15 protein-coding genes are annotated in these 17,185 nt (G+C 49.9%); 5 read left to right on the top strand and 10 right to left on the bottom strand.

The features are described 5' to 3' along the window. Nucleotides 1-26: 26 nt before the first annotated feature. Nucleotides 27-1,052 carry an aldo/keto reductase gene (locus ACTOY7_RS02805; protein WP_482670682.1) on the top strand — a complete coding sequence of 342 codons (1,026 nt, stop codon included), beginning with the start codon at nt 27-29 and terminating at the stop codon, nt 1,050-1,052. A 118-nt stretch (nt 1,053-1,170) separates the two neighbouring features. Here the strand turns inward: ACTOY7_RS02805 and ACTOY7_RS02800 are convergent, their stop codons facing one another. From ACTOY7_RS02800 to ACTOY7_RS02770, 7 genes are all read right to left on the bottom strand, one after another. Next, entirely contained in the window at nt 1,171-2,154 is a 984-nt protein-coding gene (locus tag ACTOY7_RS02800) for an ABC transporter ATP-binding protein (protein ID WP_300823856.1), read from the bottom strand. A 96-nt stretch (nt 2,155-2,250) separates the two neighbouring features. Next, nucleotides 2,251-3,060, bottom strand: a complete 810-nt coding sequence (locus ACTOY7_RS02795) for an ABC transporter permease (RefSeq protein WP_300823855.1) — start codon at nt 3,058-3,060, stop codon at nt 2,251-2,253. Between the two features lie 5 nt (nt 3,061-3,065). Continuing rightward, nucleotides 3,066-3,872, bottom strand: coding sequence for an ABC transporter permease (locus ACTOY7_RS02790; protein ID WP_016298262.1), 807 nt, complete (start codon nt 3,870-3,872; stop codon nt 3,066-3,068). Next, nucleotides 3,859-5,346 carry a glycoside hydrolase family 32 protein gene (locus ACTOY7_RS02785; RefSeq protein ID WP_482670681.1) on the bottom strand — a complete coding sequence of 496 codons (1,488 nt, stop codon included), beginning with the start codon at nt 5,344-5,346 and terminating at the stop codon, nt 3,859-3,861. Before ACTOY7_RS02785 ends, ACTOY7_RS02790 begins: the two co-directional genes overlap by 14 nt. Before the next feature lie 164 nt (nt 5,347-5,510). After that, complete coding sequence (locus tag ACTOY7_RS02780; protein ID WP_016298260.1) at nt 5,511-7,181, bottom strand: extracellular solute-binding protein; 1,671 nt, start codon at nt 7,179-7,181, stop codon at nt 5,511-5,513. Between the two features lie 25 nt (nt 7,182-7,206). Then, nucleotides 7,207-8,094 (bottom strand): carbohydrate ABC transporter permease, encoded by an 888-nt coding sequence (locus tag ACTOY7_RS02775; RefSeq protein WP_016298259.1) that lies wholly within the window; start codon nt 8,092-8,094, stop codon nt 7,207-7,209. A 15-nt stretch (nt 8,095-8,109) separates the two neighbouring features. Beyond that, entirely contained in the window at nt 8,110-8,991 is an 882-nt protein-coding gene (locus ACTOY7_RS02770) for an ABC transporter permease (protein ID WP_334295304.1), read from the bottom strand. Between the two features lie 457 nt (nt 8,992-9,448). On the opposite strand from ACTOY7_RS02770, the gene ACTOY7_RS02765 reads away from it, so the two are divergent. From ACTOY7_RS02765 to ACTOY7_RS02750, 4 genes are all read left to right on the top strand, one after another. Further along, nucleotides 9,449-10,525: a LacI family DNA-binding transcriptional regulator gene (locus ACTOY7_RS02765; RefSeq protein ID WP_125129060.1), complete on the top strand. Its 1,077-nt coding sequence runs from the start codon at nt 9,449-9,451 to the stop codon at nt 10,523-10,525. A 101-nt stretch (nt 10,526-10,626) separates the two neighbouring features. Then, nucleotides 10,627-11,265 carry a YesL family protein gene (locus ACTOY7_RS02760; protein ID WP_160282196.1) on the top strand — a complete coding sequence of 213 codons (639 nt, stop codon included), beginning with the start codon at nt 10,627-10,629 and terminating at the stop codon, nt 11,263-11,265. 6 nt (nt 11,266-11,271) lie between these two features. After that, a complete protein-coding gene (locus ACTOY7_RS02755; protein WP_482670680.1) occupies nt 11,272-12,027 on the top strand; it encodes a hypothetical protein in 756 nt (251 codons plus the stop codon). Nucleotides 12,028-12,206: 179 nt separating this feature from the next. After that, the gene (locus tag ACTOY7_RS02750) at nt 12,207-13,061 is read left to right on the top strand and encodes an AraC family transcriptional regulator (protein ID WP_300884759.1); all 855 of its coding nucleotides are present in this window, start codon (nt 12,207-12,209) and stop codon (nt 13,059-13,061) included. A 32-nt stretch (nt 13,062-13,093) separates the two neighbouring features. On the opposite strand, the gene ACTOY7_RS02745 is transcribed toward ACTOY7_RS02750, so the two are convergent. From ACTOY7_RS02745 to ACTOY7_RS02735, 3 genes are all read right to left on the bottom strand, one after another. Further along, a complete protein-coding gene (locus ACTOY7_RS02745) occupies nt 13,094-15,286 on the bottom strand; it encodes an alpha-galactosidase (RefSeq protein ID WP_160282199.1) in 2,193 nt (730 codons plus the stop codon). A 148-nt stretch (nt 15,287-15,434) separates the two neighbouring features. Then, nucleotides 15,435-16,277 carry a carbohydrate ABC transporter permease gene (locus ACTOY7_RS02740; protein WP_330690624.1) on the bottom strand — a complete coding sequence of 281 codons (843 nt, stop codon included), beginning with the start codon at nt 16,275-16,277 and terminating at the stop codon, nt 15,435-15,437. 18 nt (nt 16,278-16,295) lie between these two features. Continuing rightward, complete coding sequence (locus ACTOY7_RS02735; RefSeq protein WP_482670679.1) at nt 16,296-17,183, bottom strand: carbohydrate ABC transporter permease; 888 nt, start codon at nt 17,181-17,183, stop codon at nt 16,296-16,298. Nucleotides 17,184-17,185 lie beyond the last annotated feature (2 nt).

Below are 17,185 nucleotides of genomic sequence, written 5' to 3'. Positions count from 1 at the left end.
CACATTGTAATGGAGAAAAAACGACTATGAGAAAAATCACCCTCGGAAAAACAAATATCACAGTAAACAAAAACGGCTTCGGAGCGCTCCCGATCCAGCGCATTTCTGATAAGGACGCCGTATATCTGCTACACAAAGCCTTTGACAATGGAATTGATTTTTATGACACTGCCCGGTACTATACGGACAGCGAAGAAAAATTAGGGATGGCATTTCAAGACCGTCGGGACAAGATCTTCCTCGCTTCCAAGACCGGAGCGGAAAATACGGAGGATTTCTGGAAGGATCTGGAAACCACCCTTCGGAATCTGAAAACCGACTATCTGGACATTTACCAGTTCCACAACACGCCCTTCTGCCCGAAGCCGGGAGACGGCAGCGGGCTCTATGAAGCCATGGAAAAAGCAAAGGAGCAGGGCAAAATCCGGCATATTGCCATCACAAACCATCGGCTGGCTGTTGCCCGGGAAGCGATTGAGAGCGGACTCTATGATACGCTGCAGTTCCCATTCAGCTACCTGTCCTCAGACCAGGAGCTGGATCTGGTAAAAAAATGCAAAGCAGCCGATATGGGCTTCATCGCCATGAAAGCCCTGGCAGGCGGGCTGATCAACCATTCCGCGGCCGCTTACGCATACATGCTGCAGTTTGACAATGTACTCCCGATCTGGGGCATCCAGAGGGAAACGGAGCTGGATGAATTTCTCTCCTATCAGGAAAACGAACCCGTCTTAGACGGGGAATTGTCGGCGGTGATCCGCCGCGACCAGGACGAGCTGCAGGGAGAATTTTGCCGCGGCTGCGGATACTGCATGCCCTGTCCGGCAGGCATCGAGATCAACACCTGCGCAAGAATGTCCCTCCTGATCCGCCGGGCCCCCTCCGAAGAACAGCTCACCGAAAAAGCCCAGGCCATGATGAAAAAAACCGAGGACTGCCTGCATTGCAACGCCTGCAGCAGAAAATGTCCCTACGGGCTGGACACCCCGGCTCTGCTGGAACGGAATTATCAGGATTATAAGGAAATACTGGCGGGGAAGGAATACGAATAGTATTCCTTCCCTTACGTTATCAGCCGCTCCAAAGAATGCATGACCAGACCACAGACCCGTCTGCTGCCCTGCTGAATCGTTTTATATTAAGCGCCGGAATATTGGGCCGTAAGTATTTTTACTGAGGGACGTTTCCGGAATATGCCGTCCTTATGATATCATCAATCTTGGCCTCCTTAAGCCCTACCTCCTTGATCGGCGCGGTATGGGAAATATCCTCGATCAGGCGGGCCGCAGTGATCTCGTCCTTTTTGAATTTGTACACAGCCCTGGCTTCCTCCACGGACACCAGCTCCGCTTTCGGGTGACGGATAACGGCGGGATGATAAAAGTCGATCACAAGCTGCCGATAGGGCGCGATCCGGTCCACCAGACTGTCCAGTGAGCCGTCCTCGATGATCTTTCCCTCATTGATGATGATCAGCCGCCTGCACAGCTCCTGGACATCCCCCAGGTCATGGGTGGTCAGAATGATGGTCGTCCCGCTGCGCTGGTTGATCTCCCTGATGAACTTTCGGACAGAATATTTTGCCTCTACGTCCAGGCCGATGGTCGGTTCATCCAGGAATAAGATCTGCGGGGAGTGGAGCATTGCCGCCGCCAGGTCCCCTCTCATCCGCTGTCCCAGGGAAAGCTGGCGCACCGGAGTGTCGGTAAATTCACTGAATCGAAAGATCTCATCCAGCATCCTCAGGTTCCTGTCATAAAGCCCATCCTCAATCTGGTAGATCCTTTTGAGCAGGTCGAAGGTCTCGCCCAGACGCAGGTTCCAGTTGAGCTGGCTGCGCTGCCCGAATACAACGCCCAGGTTCCTAACCACCCGCCTGCGGTCCTTCTGCGGAGAAATGCCGTCAATCAGAATCTCTCCCGCGGTGGGCTGCAGAATACCGGAGAGCATCTTCACCGTGGTACTTTTTCCCGCGCCGTTGGGGCCGATGTAAGCCACAATATCCCCTTTTTCCACCTCAAAGGAAATATCATCCACAGCCCTTACATACTGTACGTCCTGCACAAACAGATTTTTCACCGCTCCGTACAGTCCCCTCTCTTTTTTGATCTTCTTGTATTCCTTTACCAAATGGCTGACTTCTATAATATTCATGAAAATTTCTCCTCCATGTCTTAGGAAACACTCTCGGAAACTCTCAGGAGCCGCGCAAAGCGGCAAGTTATATCCATACAGTTCCTTAGCAGTTCCTCAGCTCCCGGCGCTCTCATATCTGCGCATTCCGATCCGAAACAGTCCGCAGCTCAGGGCGAACATGACCGTGCCCACCCCCAGGCCGATGACTGCCATAGGAACCGGAATGACGCTCCCCTCCATTTCCAGAATGTCTTTAACCGGATAGAAAGTGATCCACGCCAGGGGCAGAAGGAATGTGAACAGCGCCTGCGTCCATTTCGGATATATAGTAAGCGGATACATGGACACCCGCTCAAAAAGCGCTCCCACCATATCCGTAAAATTTGCCGTACTCTTCGTCCAGAACGAGAGGGAGCCGCAGAAGATCCACACCGCGCCCCGGATCAAGGTTCCGCCGGCCAGTGTAAACAAGATCAGAGCAATGTTCGCGGCGTTTACTTCCAGATGCACCTTTGCGCACCCATAGAAAAATACCATCAGCCCGGGGATCATGTCGGTGATGCCGATCAGATTGAAATCCTCGAACAGAAACTGAAACAGCACTCCCATGGGCCGCAGTAAAAACATGTCATACTCTCCCTCTACCACGCAGTAGGGCATGTACCATGTCTGGATAAAAAACACCACTGCCAGCCCATGGCTCAGCACGGACATGCCGTACAGGAATGCCAGGCTTTCATATCCCCAGCCGCCCAGGCTGCCAAAGGAATCCACCACGAACTTGATGGTGGCGAATCCCACCACCCACTGCACGCAGTTGGCCAGCACATGGCCGATCAGCATAAACGGGTATTCCAGCCGGGACTGGATGGATTGCCTTGTCAATGCGGCCGCCACAGAAGCGTAATATTTTATTTTTTTCATACTCATCACCCTCCTTGGATCAGGACGGCCGCAGCCGCCTTTTTCTGCACCGCATGAAATATCAGCCACAGCGCCGCGCACCAAAACAGCTGCAGCACAGTGCGCAGGAGCATTTCTCCAAATGTATAACGCCCGATATAAATCCCAAGGGGAAGCTGGTAGATATTTACAAAAGGCAGACACTCCAGAACTACCCGAACTCCATCCGGGAAAAACCAGAGAGGGATGACGCTGCCGGAAAGCAGCTTCATAACGAATCCCTTTACATTTCTTATGGGCCCCATGACGATCGTCTTGAAGGCGCACATCCCCAAAAGAGCAGCCAGCATCCAGTTGATGAGATACCCGACCGCAAAGCTTACGAGGAAAAGTATGACGTGGACAGAAGATGCCGGAGCCGGCAGGCCGAACAAGGCGGAGCCGATAAGGAACAGCGGGACGGCGGTCTGGAAAAAAGCAACAGCCATATCGCCCAGATCCTCCGCCAGATAGATCCCATAGATATTCACAGGCTTTAACATGTCAAGCGCCACGCTGCCGGATCGGACACTGCTCTCGATCCGGCCCTCCACGCCCATGGTCAGCAGATTTCCCATGATCACAGAAATCGTCGTGTAGGTAAGCATCTCCCGTTCCCCTACTCCTGAGACATTTCCCGTCCCGCCATAGGCCGCCTTCCAGAAGCAGGCCATGGCGAACATGAGCAGACACTGAATGGATATGGTGGAGATGACGTTGAACCGGTAAGCCAGGGCAGACTGGATCCGCACCTTTGCAACAAATAAATAAGCTTTCATTTTAGACCAGATCATACTTCACAACATCCATCCTGACCTTGCCGTCCGCAAAGAAGGAAATCCCGTCTGCCGCAGGATCTGTGTAGAAGGTCGCCGTCATCACCTGCTCCCCGTCATTGACAAAGACCTCTGCGCTGAACCGGTCCAGGATGATCCTCAGCTTCAGCTCCTCCTCCCGGCCGTTGATCTTACATCTTCTCTGATGGATCAGCGCCCTGCGGGAGCCGGAAAACTTCCGGTCGATCTTCAGCACCGACTCATAGGGGCGGAAGCTTAAGGAGGTCTGATATTCCTCATTCTGTGCAAACCGCACCGCAAATTTCCGGTAAATGCTGTCCGGATCTCCCGGACGGATGGACAATTCCATATCGATCCTCCGTCCCCGGACGCCTTCCAGATGGATGGTGCCGTTTTCCAGGATCACATCGGAATGCGCCACCTCATTTTTCCGCATGTCATCCAGTTCCCGGACCGGCTTCTGGTACAGCCTTCCGTTTTTCACAGAAAGCTCTCTCGGAAGGCTCATCTGTCCGAACCATTTCTGATAGGGAGAGTGGGGCATACTGGTGTCCCAGTTCTGCATCCAGCCCATCATGATCCTGCGTCCGTCCGGAGCCAGCACGGTCTGGGGAGCATAAAAGTCAATCCCATAATCAATGGACTGCTGCTTTTGCTCCGAAAATGTGAGCGTCTTCCTGTCATATTCTCCGATCAGGCAGAGCGTTCCGTTTCCGTTGTGAAATTCAAAGCCCTGGGGCAGCATATCCTGGGGGCTGGTCAGCAGCACCCATTTGCCGTCCAGTTCAAAGAAATCCGGACACTCCCACATTTTTCCGATCCGGTTCCGGTTTTCCGCAAGTATCTTTTCATACTTCCATCGGAACGCGTCCTCGCTGGAGAAAAGCAGGATCTGCCCGCTTCCGTCCGCCGGGCGGTTTCCGACCACACACCAGTACCTTCCGTCCTCGTCCTTCCACATCTTCGGATCCCGGAAATCCTCTCTGCTGAACCCTTCTGGCAGATCCCTGCTGTCAAGGACCGGGTTGCAGTCACATTTCTCATAATCCACACCGTCCCCCACCGCAATGCACTGTGTCTGTATATCACAGTGCCCGCCGTTCCACTGGGGTGTCCTTACCACTCCGGTATACATCAGAAGCTGCCTGCCGTCGGGAAGTTCGATCGCGCTGCCGGAAAAACAGCCGTCCCTGTCATAAGCCTCATCCGGCGCCAGCGCGGCGGGCAGGTAGTCCCAGTGCAGCAGATCCGTGCTCACCGCATGCCCCCAGTGCATGGGACCCCATTTGGTATCATAAGGGTAATACTGATAGAACATGTGATACCTGCCTTTATAATAAGAAAATCCGTTGGGGTCATTCATCCAGCCGGTACGGACAGATAAATGGAAATCAGGCCTTTCTTCTTTTTGGATCATTTTTTCGGAAGCTTCCTCATACTTCCTTGCTTCTCTCAATGTCTGACTTGTCATAATTCATTTTCCTTTCATCATATATATTTTATACTGTGCGGAAGATTTATCTGGCGCGCAGTATAATCCATGCCGACCAGATGCTTGGACAGCAGGCCGCAGCCTCGTCCGCAGCCGCTGTCCTGTCTCTTTCGTCATATAATGACATTATAAATCATTTTTACTTATTCTGCCATCTCTGCGTTGTAGGCATCCAGATATTTCTGGAATAATCCCAGATACTCCTCCAGCCCGTACGCATCCAGGTCATCCAGGAATTTTTCCCAGTCCGCGTCCGTAAATCCGTTCATGATCCAGTCCGCCTTATGCCTGTTGATCGTCTTCTCGATATCCGCCTGCAGGTTCGACAGTGTCTCGGTGTCCTCCCTGCTCATGAAAAGGTTGGGATACACATATTTTGTGTGCATGTCCGGCGTGTAGATATCCTTGATCCAGTCCAGACGGTACTGTGCGTCATCCGGGCAGGTCACGTACACATCATAATACTCGTCCAGAACAGCGAGAGGTCCGCCGACAGCTTCGGCTTCCCGGACCTCCACCGGGGAGGCGTCGCCCAAAGGAGCATGTTTCAGCATCTCCCCCCCCTGGTCGTTGGTGCTCATCTCGAAGATATCAAAGTCATCATCTTCCCCGTAAGTTCCCCAGTTATTCTGCGGGGACTGGATCGGCGCGTACATCTGGTCCAGCCATGCGCATACCAGGGCCGGATTCTCCGCCACAGAAGTTACCACGCAGCGTCCGCGTTCAAATCCGCTGGTAAAGGAGCCGTTCGTCGGAGTTATATTTCTCGTGTCCGCCGTCAGCGCCGGAAGCGGAACCCAGTCCTTCAGGTTGTCGATGTTTCCTACGTCCCAGCTGAAGCATACGCCGTAACGGCCTGACTTTCCTTTCGCCACATAGGTTGACCATTCCTGGGTAAATGCCTCCGGGTCGATCAAGCCTTCATCATACAGCTTGTGAAGCCATTCGATCCCTTTCTTCCAGCCTTCCTGCACAGCGGCGCAGATGACTTCCTGATCATCCGTCACCGCGATATGTCTGGCCTTGTCCGCGTCGCCATAGCCTTCCCCAAAGCCATTGATCAGGATCGCCGGATCCTGGCCGCCATCATTAATTATACACGACATGGGGATGATATTACCATCAATATTAAATTCTGCTTGAAGCTCTGACGCATGGTCGCGGAACGCCATCAGAACCTCTTCAAATTCATCGACTGTCTCCGGCATCTCCAGATCAAGAAAATCCATCCATTTCTTATTGATAAAGCTCATATTATCAATGGTCTGGATCGCCGTCTTTTCCGAACCAAGCTGCTCGATCCAGGGCAGAGACCAGATATGGCCGTTTACATCCGTACACATGATCCTGTACTCCGGATATTTGTCAAACACCGATTTCAGGTTCGGCATATAGTTGTCAATATATTCCTCCAGCGGAATGATTGCGCCAAACTCCCCGTACTTGAGCAGGTTGCTGTCTGAAAAGCCTGCCGTGAAAACAAAATCAGTCAGCTTGTTCGGGTCGGACATATTCAGGGATATCTTATCCGCCCACTGGTCGTTAGGGATGGCGGTCCAGTCAATATGCACATTGGTCTGTTCCTCGAGGCGCTTGAAGATCGTCCTGTTATTGGGTTCTGACTCCGTGCTGGGCGGATAACTGATCAGCCCGGTCAGCGTCACGGTTTCCTTCTGCGGAAACTCCAGGGTTGCCTCGTCCACCGGACGGAATGTGCCGTCATTGATCTTTACCTTGCCGCAGCCTGCCATAGAAAGTACCATACAGCCTGCCAGCGCCGCTGCCATTATACGTTTTACTTTTCTATATCTCATGGTCTGTCTCCTTTTCCTCTTCAGCTTAGCCCTTTACAGCGCCTGCCATGATCCCGCTGTCAAAATATTTCTGGAAGAACGGGTACATGATCAGAAGCGGCAAACTGGAAATAATAATAGTTGCGTATTTCAAAAGCTCTGCCAGCTGCGCGCGGGCCGCCGTACTCTGCATATCAGAGATCATGCCGGATTCCGGCTGGTTCTGGATCAGGATGGAACGAAGTACCAGCTGCAGAGGCTGTTTTGCGGAATCATTGAGGTAGATCATTGCGTCAAAGTAGCTGTTCCACATACCTACAAACTGCCACAGAGCAAGCACCGCGATAACCGGCGTACAGACCGGAAGCAGGATCTTAAAGAAGAATGTCAGCTCATTTGCCCCGTCCACGTCCGCCGCTTCCCGGAGTTCCTTCGGGATCCCCCGGTAATAAGTTCTGGCAATGGTCATATTCCAGACGCTGAAAGCTCCCGGGAGGATGACCGCCCACATGCTGTCCACCAGACCTAAGTTACTTACGATCAAGTAGGTCGGGATCAGGCCGCCGCCGAAGAACATGGTGATCATGAAAATAATATTGAAAAATCCTCTTCCCTTGAAATCCGCCCTGGATAACGGGTAAGCCGCTAAAAGCGTAACAACTACAGACACCACCGTAAACAGTATGGAATAGATGACCGCGTTTTTAAAACCAATCCAGATCTGGCTGTTGGACATGACACGCTCATAGGCAGTCGTCGTCCATTTGCTGAAATCAAAGGTAATTCCCTTATTCTGCAGTGTAATGGGATCCATAAAGGATGCCACGATGATGTAGATCATGGGCACGATGATCGCCACTACAAACAGCCCAAGAAGTATGTATCCAATTGTCAATAATATCTTGTCCTGACCGGAATATCTTGTTTTTACCACTTCGTACGCACCTCCTTATAATCCCTGTCCGTCATTCATCTTGGCTACAATCTTGTTCACGGCAACCAGAAGGATGACATTGATCACGGTGTTAAATAAACCTACCGCAGTTGAAAAGCTGTAATCTCCGTCGATCAGACCTTTCCGATATACATAGGTGGCAATGATCTCGGATGCCGGGAGGTTCAGGTCTGTCTGCAGCGCGTATGCTTTTTCAAATCCGATGCTCATGATATTTCCTGCCTGCAGGATGAACTGGATCACGACCATATCTTTGATCGCCGGCCACTCTACCGCCTTGATCTGCTGCAGGATATTCGCGCCGTCCATGACAGCCGCTTCTTTGAGCTCCTGGCTGGCGTTGGACAAAGATGCCGTATACATGATGGATGCCCAGCCCGCGCCCTGCCAGATACCGCTGATGATGTAAATGGAGCGGAACGCTTCCGGCATGGTCATAAAGTTAATCTCTGTTCCCATCAAAAGGTTCAGAGGACCTGTCACGGAAAGTAAGATCCTCACGATACCGCAAAGTACGATGACAGATACGAAGTTGGGAAGATACAGCACCAATTGTATCTTTTTCTTGATGCCCGTACTCTGGATCCGGTTCAGCAGAAACGCCAATAGGATCGGCATTGGGAATCCCCACAGGAGGCCGTACACACTCAGTTTCAAAGTATTGGCCAGATAGCCCATAAAGTCCGGCGAGGATAAGAACCTGGTAAAATGCTTCAGGCCCACCCATTCGCTTCCGGAAACACCCCGGAATGGGTTGTAGTCCTGGAACGCGATCAGAATACCGCTCATGGGCGCGTACTTGAAGATCAGTGTCAGCAACAGCGCGGGCATCAGGAAGATCGCATATAGCTGCCAGTGCTGCTTTACATACAGCATGGTGTTGTGAAATCCCTTGTCCTGTCTTTGATTTGGAACAGTTGTTGCATTTGTATTCATAATTTCCTCCTTTCTCTCAAATCCCTTTTTCTTTTGCACACTTTTTCTCTCATTACCTTATTCTTCTCCTTCCCATTTTTATGATTTGTGCATTTGTAAAATCATTGTAACATATTTTGGGATTTGCTTATATAAATTTATATCACTTTTTTTACATTTAGTCAATACTTTTTCGCCATTTGCACACATTTATTTTTTGCATTTTTATTCTTAATGCACATATTGATTAGATTCACAGCTATTTTTTATTGCATTTTCGGAAAAATCTCTAATTTTTACATTTTTACATTTGACACAATCTCTTTTGTGCATTATAATGTTTTTAGAAAAGATTTACGGCAGACAGATCCCCGGACTCCGGTTTGAGGATATGCCGATACAGCAAAAGGAGGGACATATGGGTACTAGAGTTACGATACAGGACATTGCGGATGAGCTCGGCATTTCCCGCAACACCGTATCAAAGGCGATCAACAATACCGGCATCCTGGCCGATTCGACCCGGGAGAAGGTTTTAAAAAAGGCGATGGAGATGGGGTACAAGCAGTTTTCCTATGTGACCGCCGCAAGCGCTGCCTCGGGAAGCGCCGTGCTTTCCATCCCGGCCGCAAAGCAGAACACGGAGATTGCGTTATTGATCGCAAATTTTATAGACGGCTCTCATTTTGCTTCCGTCATGCTGGACAAATTTCAGATGGAGCTCTCCGGGCTGGGGTACAGCCTGACGATGCACCGGATCCTGGCGGATGAGCTGGATGCCATGAAGCTGCCTGCTTCTTTTTCCATGGAGCGGACCGCCGGGATCATCTGCATTGAGATGTTTGACTATGAATATGATAAGATGCTCTGCGGCCTGGGGCTGCCTGTCTTATTTGTAGACGCGCCGGCGGCCTGCTTCCAGGAACCGCTGGAGGCGGACCTGCTCTGTATGGACAACCAGACCGGTATCTACTTATTTATACAGGAAATGGCCCGGCGTGGAAAGACCAGGATCGGATTTGTCGGGGAATATCTGCACTGCCGTTCCTTCTTCGAGCGGTATATGGCTTACCGGAATGCCCTGCAGCTTCTGGGTCTCCCCTGCCCGGACGAATACTGCGTCACAGGGAATAAGAAGGGGATCCGCAATCCCAAATCGGAGGATTATCAGGAGTATCTCACCGAAAGCCTGCAGAAGCTGGAGCCTTTTCCGGAGGTGTTTTTGTGCTCCAATGATTCCGCCGCTCTGAATGTGCTGCAAGTGCTGAAAAAGCTGGGATACTCGGTTCCGGAGGATGTGTATCTGTGCGGCTTTGACGATTCCCCGGAGTCCAAGATCGTCACGCCCCCGCTGACTACGATCCATATCCACAGCCAGATCATGGGCTTTGCCGCCGTGAACCTGCTGATGTCGCGGATCAATGAGCCATCCCTGAATTACCGTACCATGCACACGGAAACCAGCCTGATCTACCGGGACTCTACGGAGGGGTGAGGAGAAAGGCAGATGCGGAGTATTTCTTTTTATACCTTTCGATGACCTGCCCTCGTACCGCAGGTGAGGGGGCGCCGTATTATAATAGGAGGAAAGATTTTATGGGTAATTTATTCAATCTGGACGGACCGGTCCTGCAGTTTATCAACAAGCTCGTATACAGCGTTTATCTGAATATTTTATGGTTCATCTGCTGTATTCCCATTGTGACGGTCGGCGCGTCCACCACCGCCCTCTTCTATGTATCATTAAAAGTCGCGAAAAATGAAGAGGGGAACCTGACGAAAGCGTTTTTCCATTCTTTCCGGGAAAATTTTAAGCAGGGAACGATCATCTGGCTGATCCTGCTTGGCGTAGGGATCGTGCTGGGCATCGACGGGTATGTCCTGTATCATATGCGGTTTGAAAACGCGTTCTGGACGCTTTGCACGGCAATATTTTTCGTGGCTGCGGCTGCTTACAGCGTAGTCCTGATGTATATCTTCCCTCTTCTGGCCAGATTTGACAATACGGTCGGCGCGATGTTCAAAAACGCTCTGTTTATCGGCATCCGTTTTCTGTTCTGCACCGCATTGATGGCTGTCATCTATTTTGTAATGCTGCTGGTCGTGGTACGGTTCTTTACCCCGGCTGTGATTTTCGGGGAAGGGTTGTGCGCGCTGCTCTGTTCCTACCTTCTGTCCAATGTCCTGCTGCTCTGCGAGGAAAAGACGGAGGAACATGAGGCGGCTGCGGATTAAGAAGCTATGAAAGAGAAAAGAAAAAACATTCATTTTAAAAAGAGTTCGAATGAAAAATGGAATTCCCTCAACAGGAAACAGAAGGTGCGGTATGTCTGGGATTATTATAAATTTCCCATCGCAGTCTGCCTGATCTGCTTATACATCGTCGGCTATACGGCATACGGCCATTTTACCAAAACGGAGGTTTTGCTTTATACCGCCCTTGTAAATGTGTCCGCAGGGGAGCAGCTCACCAACGAACTGGACGGCGGTTTCCTGGATTTCCTGGGCGCCGATGCTTCCAAAACGGAGCTGGAACTGTATACGGGAATCAATCTCACCGACGATCCCGATGCCCCCAATCATGAGTACGCCTATGCTTCCCGCGTAAAGATCATCGCTTCGATTGATGATGAAAAGCTGGATGTGGTGCTCATGAACCGGGAAGCGTTTGACACATTTGCGCAGAACGGGTATTTCTATAATATGGAAGAACTGATCCGGGATACGGATTTGCAGAGCACGGCCAAATGGGAGCCGTACCTGGTGTCTGGCACGGCCATACTGGAAGACAATGCTGACGAACTGCTGCAGGACAGTTCCCTGGAATACCAGGCTGTGACGGAGGAATATCCTATGGGGCTTAACGTATCGCAGGCAGGCGTTTTCCGGCAGGCAGGCTTTGAAGATGACGTGTATCTGGGTGTGCTCAAAAATTCGCCGCGCATGGAGATGGCGGCGGAATATATAAGATATCTGTTTGCATGGCCGGAAAAGTAAAACGCCGGATGCCGTGCAGCAAGCGCGCGACATCGTGTGAACAGTAACTTGCAAAAAGCGAACAAAGATGTATCTATGCCCGCTTTTAACTATTTCGTATTTATTTTTGATGGAATCTGGTCAAGGTCTGACCTGTAACATTTATATTGCTTTCAACACATTGAAAGGAGCCGCCTGCTATGGACACACCTCACATCGCGCTTTTCCCTCATGAACATTTTCTGGATATACGCCCTTACCAATACGGCTGGGAAGAATGTGAACCTCTCCATTCTTTTGGTCCTTTTGTCCGCAACCATTATCTGTTCCACTACATCATCAGCGGAAAGGGAATGTTGTATTCTCACGCCGCCAATGGTAATATACACGAATACCGCCTGGATGCAGGCCAGGGATTCCTGATCTGTCCGGGACAAATTAATTTATACACCGCTGATGAGAAAGATCCCTGGAAATATGTCTGGATAGAATTTGACGGAATGCGCGCAGAGGAATGTCTGCTCCAGGCGGGTTTAGAACAGAGCCAGCCCATTTACCGCCCACGGAGCATAGAAGAGGGAAAACTTCTGCAGGACCATATGCTCTATTTTTTTGAAAACTCGAAAAGATCTCCCGTCCACCTGGTTGGAAAGTTATACCTGTTTCTGGACGAACTCATTGAGTTCTCCACCAGCCGGCAGAATACAGAAGAAAAAAGAGAACAAGATTTTTATATCAATGAAGCGGTAGTGTATATCCAGCAGAATTTCAACCGTGAACTGACTGTCGATGAAGTAGCCGGTTTTTGCAAATTGAACCGAATTTATTTCAGCCGCAAATTTAAAAAAGTCATAGGCTGTACTCCCCAGGAATTTCTGATCCGTCAGCGTCTGACAAACGCGGCCGAGTTAATGAGTCTTACTGATCTGCCCATTAAGAGCATAGCAGCTCAATGCGGATACCCCAACCAATTTCATTTTTCCCAGGCTTTCAAAAAATTCTACGGCATGCCTCCCCAGGAGTGGAGAAAACACAATCACGCGGAAAGGGACTGACCCACAGTGAGTCAGCCCTTTTCATTTTCATCTCATCCAACTGCCTTCAAATATACTTGAAAAGCAGGATAATCCCCCCGTATCTGCGGAAGGGGATAACCGGCCTTCATCAATTCCCCTCCGCTGTAAGTCTCCCCGATTCCATCAACCTGATATTGAAATGACGGATTCAGCCCTTTCAGCCGCAGCGTCCTGAAAGGCGGAGCAGAGTGGGTACATCCCATCACCACGTTAACCAGAGCCTCTTTCTGACCAGCGGACACCTGCTCCCAGGCTGTATATGAACTGTCCTGGAAAGGGCTGCTGAGACGGTAATAGTCCCCGTCATGTATCAGGTTATAATGCTTCTTATACGTTTCCACCTGACACCGGATCTTTCTTTTCTCTTCTTCTGTACATTTCCCCAGATCCATCTCATAGCCAAAAGCTCCGCTCATAGCAGTGATTCCCCGTGTCTCCAAAGGGGTAAACCGCCCGTTTTGTTCGTTGGGAACCGCTGAAACATGGGCTCCCATGGTACAAACCGGATAGCAGAAAGAAGTTCCATACTGGATACGCAGACGGTCAATCGCGTCCGTATCGTCACTGCACCAAATCTGAGGCGTATAGTAAAGCATCCCGCCGTCAAACCGGCCTCCTCCTCCGCAGCACCCTTCAATAAGTATATAAGGATAGTCACAATGCAGCCGCTCCAACAGATCATAAACGCCCAGGACATATCGGTGATAGACCTCCCCCTGGCGCCCGGCAGGCAGTCCGGCGGACCAGACATCTGTAAGACTGCGGTTCATATCCCATTTAATATAAGAAATGTCTGCACTGCCAAGTACTGCTTTCATCTGATCATAAATATGATCCCTCACATCTTTACGTGAGAAATCCAGTACCAACTGTCCCCTGCCCCTGGAAGGCGCTCGTCCGGGAACACGCAGTATCCAGTCTGGATGGGCACGATAGAGATTACTGTCCTCATTCACCATTTCCGGCTCCATCCAAATTCCGAATTTCATTCCCAGATCCTTGACGCATGGAACCAGAGCCTCCAGTCCGCCAGGCAGCTTTTCCCGGTTTACCTGCCAGTCGCCAAGCCCGCTGTTATCATCATTTCGGGAACCGAACCAGCCGTCATCCATTACAAACAGCTCAATTCCCAAATCAGCTGCTTCTCTGGCAATATCAACCAGTTTGTCAGCATCGAAATCAAAATAAGTAGCTTCCCAATTATTTACCAGAACTGGTTTCCTTTCATACTGGTACGGATCACGGAGCAAATGTTTCCGGATTGCTTTGTGATACTGACGGCTCATTTGTCCAAACCCATCTGGTGAGCAGACCATTGCCGTTTCCGGAGCCGTAAATGTCCCGGCCGGTTCCAGCGTCCAGCAGAAATGATAGGGATGGATTCCCATGACCAGACGGCTGTTCTCATATTGACTGCATTCCACCGCTGCCTCAAAGTTGCCGCTGTACAGAAGCATGGCGCCATAACACATCCCCCTGTCTTCATCTGCGTCATGATCACAGATCATCACAAAAGGATTATGTTGATGACTGGATATTCCGCGTACACTGCCTACACTTTGTATTCCCGGCCGCACCGGTCCGCGGTCCAAACACCGTTCCATCAAATGATGGCCGTTAAAAGTAATCAGATCCAGATCAGACCGGGTAAAATCCAGACAAAGTGAGGCGCACCTGCACACACGTATTGTCTCGGTCCCCTCATTCACTAACCGGATGGCACGGGTGATAAGGTCAAAATCCTCAAACACCCCATAATACATTTCCACCGCTATTCGGGCAGCCGAATCTTTCAGCAAGACCACCAGAGTCTCTGCTTCATTTTCCATACCATGAAAACCAGGCAGCCCCTCCAGTTTATACTTTCCCTTTTCCAAATGAAATCCCTCATACCGCAGGTCTGCCGTATGGCTTCCTCCTGGCAGTTCCAATTCAATAGAAGGCAGACGAAAATCCCCTACGCCACAGGTAGAATATTCCTGCGGCATCACATCCAGGGAATAATCCCTGTTTCTGCCTGCTTCATCAGGATTAGGCGAAAAACTACGTTCACCGCACTTGATCAGCCCGGACAGATCGCGGTTGTCAATCCTTGCTCCATAATAGATATGCTCAAGAACATGATATTGATCTACTTTCATTTGATATGTAGTATTTTGCGTATGCAGTGTAAAGATTTTGTTTTCCTGGTCAAGTACGATCATAATGAACCCCCCTGATAAATATTTGGTATAAAACCAGTCCCGGCTGGTTTTATACCGGGACTGGTATGAAAAATCCAATTACAACTTTTATATCTTCCTGCAGACAGCGCGGCAAACGCACAGCCCTGTTTCAAAAAGTTCCCAACACCTATTTTCCGCCGGTACCGGCAATCCCTTCCACAAATTGACGTTGGAAGATCAGGTATAGCACCACCATCGGCAGCATAGCCAACAGAGAACCGGCCATTAACACCGGGAAGTTGGTGGTAAACTGGCCGCGCAGCGTGGAAAGTCCTGAAGACAGCGTCATCATCTTGAGATCGGAATTTACCACCAGCGGCCACATCAGGTCGCCGTACGCGAAAACCGCGGTAAAAATGGTCAGAGCTGCTACGGAAGTCCCCGTCAGCGGAAACATGATCTTATAAAATGTCTGCCATTGGTTGCAGCCGTCCAAATAGGCGGCCTCACCCACCTCATCCGGAATGCTCATATATGCCTGACGCAGAAAGAACACGCCGAAAGCACTGACCAGCCCAGGAAATACCAAGGCAAATATAGTATTAGCCATACCCATTTTCGCAACCATCTGATACTGAGGAATGATAAAAATCTGGCTTGGCAGAGACATCTGGATCAGTACAATACCAAAAAGAATATTCTTGCCTCTGAATTTCAGCTTGGCAAATGCATATCCCGCCATAGAACTGAATAAAACGGCGCATACCACCCGGAAAAATACCATCAGTATCGTGTTCCAATATAGATTGGCAAACGGCAGGCTGGCGATCGCTTCTTTAAAATTATCCAGCATGAGCTGCTTTGGAAAAAAAGTCGGCGGAATCAGCATACTTTCAGGAACCGTCTTGGAACTGGTAAGGATCATCCACAAAAAAGGAAAGATCATAATAACCGCGCCCAGGATCAGGAAGAAATAAGTAAGAGCCTTATTGATCATATAGGAGCGCTTCAAAGAATTTGTATTTTTCATTCCAATACCTCCATCATATTAAATATCATATGTAACCCATTTCTTTTGCCCCTGGAATTGTACCAAGGTCACAAGAAGTATCAATCCAACAGTCCAGATCACGATAGCGGAACCATACCCTCTGTCTCCTGCTACAAAAGAGGAGCGGTAGAACAGGTACATCAGACTCTGCATATCTGTCAGAGCCGGATTGGTCTCATCTGCCATCATGTAAATGAGGTCATAAATTTTCATGGAAGCCATCAGACGCATGATCAGTACAGAAAACAAAGTCGGGGAAACCATCGGCAGCGTAATGGAAAAAAACTGCTGAACTTTTCCTGCGCCGTCAATGCTGTTTGCCTCATAAAGCGACTTTGGAATATTCTGCAGTCCGGCAAGGAGAAGAACCGCGTCATAACCGATACTGCTCCAGACGGACACAATGGCAACAGCCAGTACAGCCGTTTTCGGGTCCGTAATCCATTGAATCTTTACCCCCAGTATCTGGTTAAGAATACCATACACACCGTTGAAGATCCAACGCCACACCATGGCAACGGCTGCCGGGGCACAGACCAGAGGCAGGAAAAAAATCGTACGAAAGCCTCCTTTAAACCTCACATTTGCGTTCAACAGCATAGCAATCAGCAGCGCCAACGCAATTCCCACAGGTACCGTCAATATACAAAAGTAGATGGTATTCCAGGTTGCTTTCCAGAACTCCGCATTCGTAAACATATCTACATAATTTTGCAGGCCTATGAACTTGTAATGCCCAAAGCCTTCGTGCTCACAAAAGCTTGCATACAATGTCTGTACAAAAGGCCACAAATTTAAAACGACCAGACCTATGATCGTAGGCGCTACCATAAACCAGCCCCAGTTTTCTTCCCGCCGGGCTGCGGCAGATAATTTATTGTTCATAA

This window comes from Schaedlerella sp. (assembly GCF_056796775.1).
Note: the sequence above shows the minus strand (reverse complement) of the source record. Positions and strands in the feature narration are given on the sequence as shown.

What these genes read in the sequence shown, in the direction of transcription:
- ACTOY7_RS02805 (WP_482670682.1), top strand. Translation starts at nt 27, where the DNA reads ATGAGAAAAATCACCCTCGGAAAAACAAATATCACAGTAAACAAAAAC.
- ACTOY7_RS02800 (WP_300823856.1), bottom strand. Translation starts at nt 2,154, where the DNA reads ATGAATATTATAGAAGTCAGCCATTTGGTAAAGGAATACAAGAAGATC.
- ACTOY7_RS02795 (WP_300823855.1), bottom strand. Translation starts at nt 3,060, where the DNA reads ATGAAAAAAATAAAATATTACGCTTCTGTGGCGGCCGCATTGACAAGG.
- ACTOY7_RS02790 (WP_016298262.1), bottom strand. Translation starts at nt 3,872, where the DNA reads ATGATCTGGTCTAAAATGAAAGCTTATTTATTTGTTGCAAAGGTGCGG.
- ACTOY7_RS02785 (WP_482670681.1), bottom strand. Translation starts at nt 5,346, where the DNA reads ATGACAAGTCAGACATTGAGAGAAGCAAGGAAGTATGAGGAAGCTTCC.
- ACTOY7_RS02780 (WP_016298260.1), bottom strand. Translation starts at nt 7,181, where the DNA reads ATGAGATATAGAAAAGTAAAACGTATAATGGCAGCGGCGCTGGCAGGC.
- ACTOY7_RS02770 (WP_334295304.1), bottom strand. Translation starts at nt 8,991, where the DNA reads ATGCTGTATGTAAAGCAGCACTGGCAGCTATATGCGATCTTCCTGATG.
- ACTOY7_RS02765 (WP_125129060.1), top strand. Translation starts at nt 9,449, where the DNA reads ATGGGTACTAGAGTTACGATACAGGACATTGCGGATGAGCTCGGCATT.
- ACTOY7_RS02760 (WP_160282196.1), top strand. Translation starts at nt 10,627, where the DNA reads ATGGGTAATTTATTCAATCTGGACGGACCGGTCCTGCAGTTTATCAAC.
- ACTOY7_RS02755 (WP_482670680.1), top strand. Translation starts at nt 11,272, where the DNA reads ATGAAAGAGAAAAGAAAAAACATTCATTTTAAAAAGAGTTCGAATGAA.
- ACTOY7_RS02750 (WP_300884759.1), top strand. Translation starts at nt 12,207, where the DNA reads ATGGACACACCTCACATCGCGCTTTTCCCTCATGAACATTTTCTGGAT.
- ACTOY7_RS02745 (WP_160282199.1), bottom strand. Translation starts at nt 15,286, where the DNA reads ATGATCGTACTTGACCAGGAAAACAAAATCTTTACACTGCATACGCAA.
- ACTOY7_RS02740 (WP_330690624.1), bottom strand. Translation starts at nt 16,277, where the DNA reads ATGAAAAATACAAATTCTTTGAAGCGCTCCTATATGATCAATAAGGCT.
- ACTOY7_RS02735 (WP_482670679.1), bottom strand. Translation starts at nt 17,183, where the DNA reads ATGAACAATAAATTATCTGCCGCAGCCCGGCGGGAAGAAAACTGGGGC.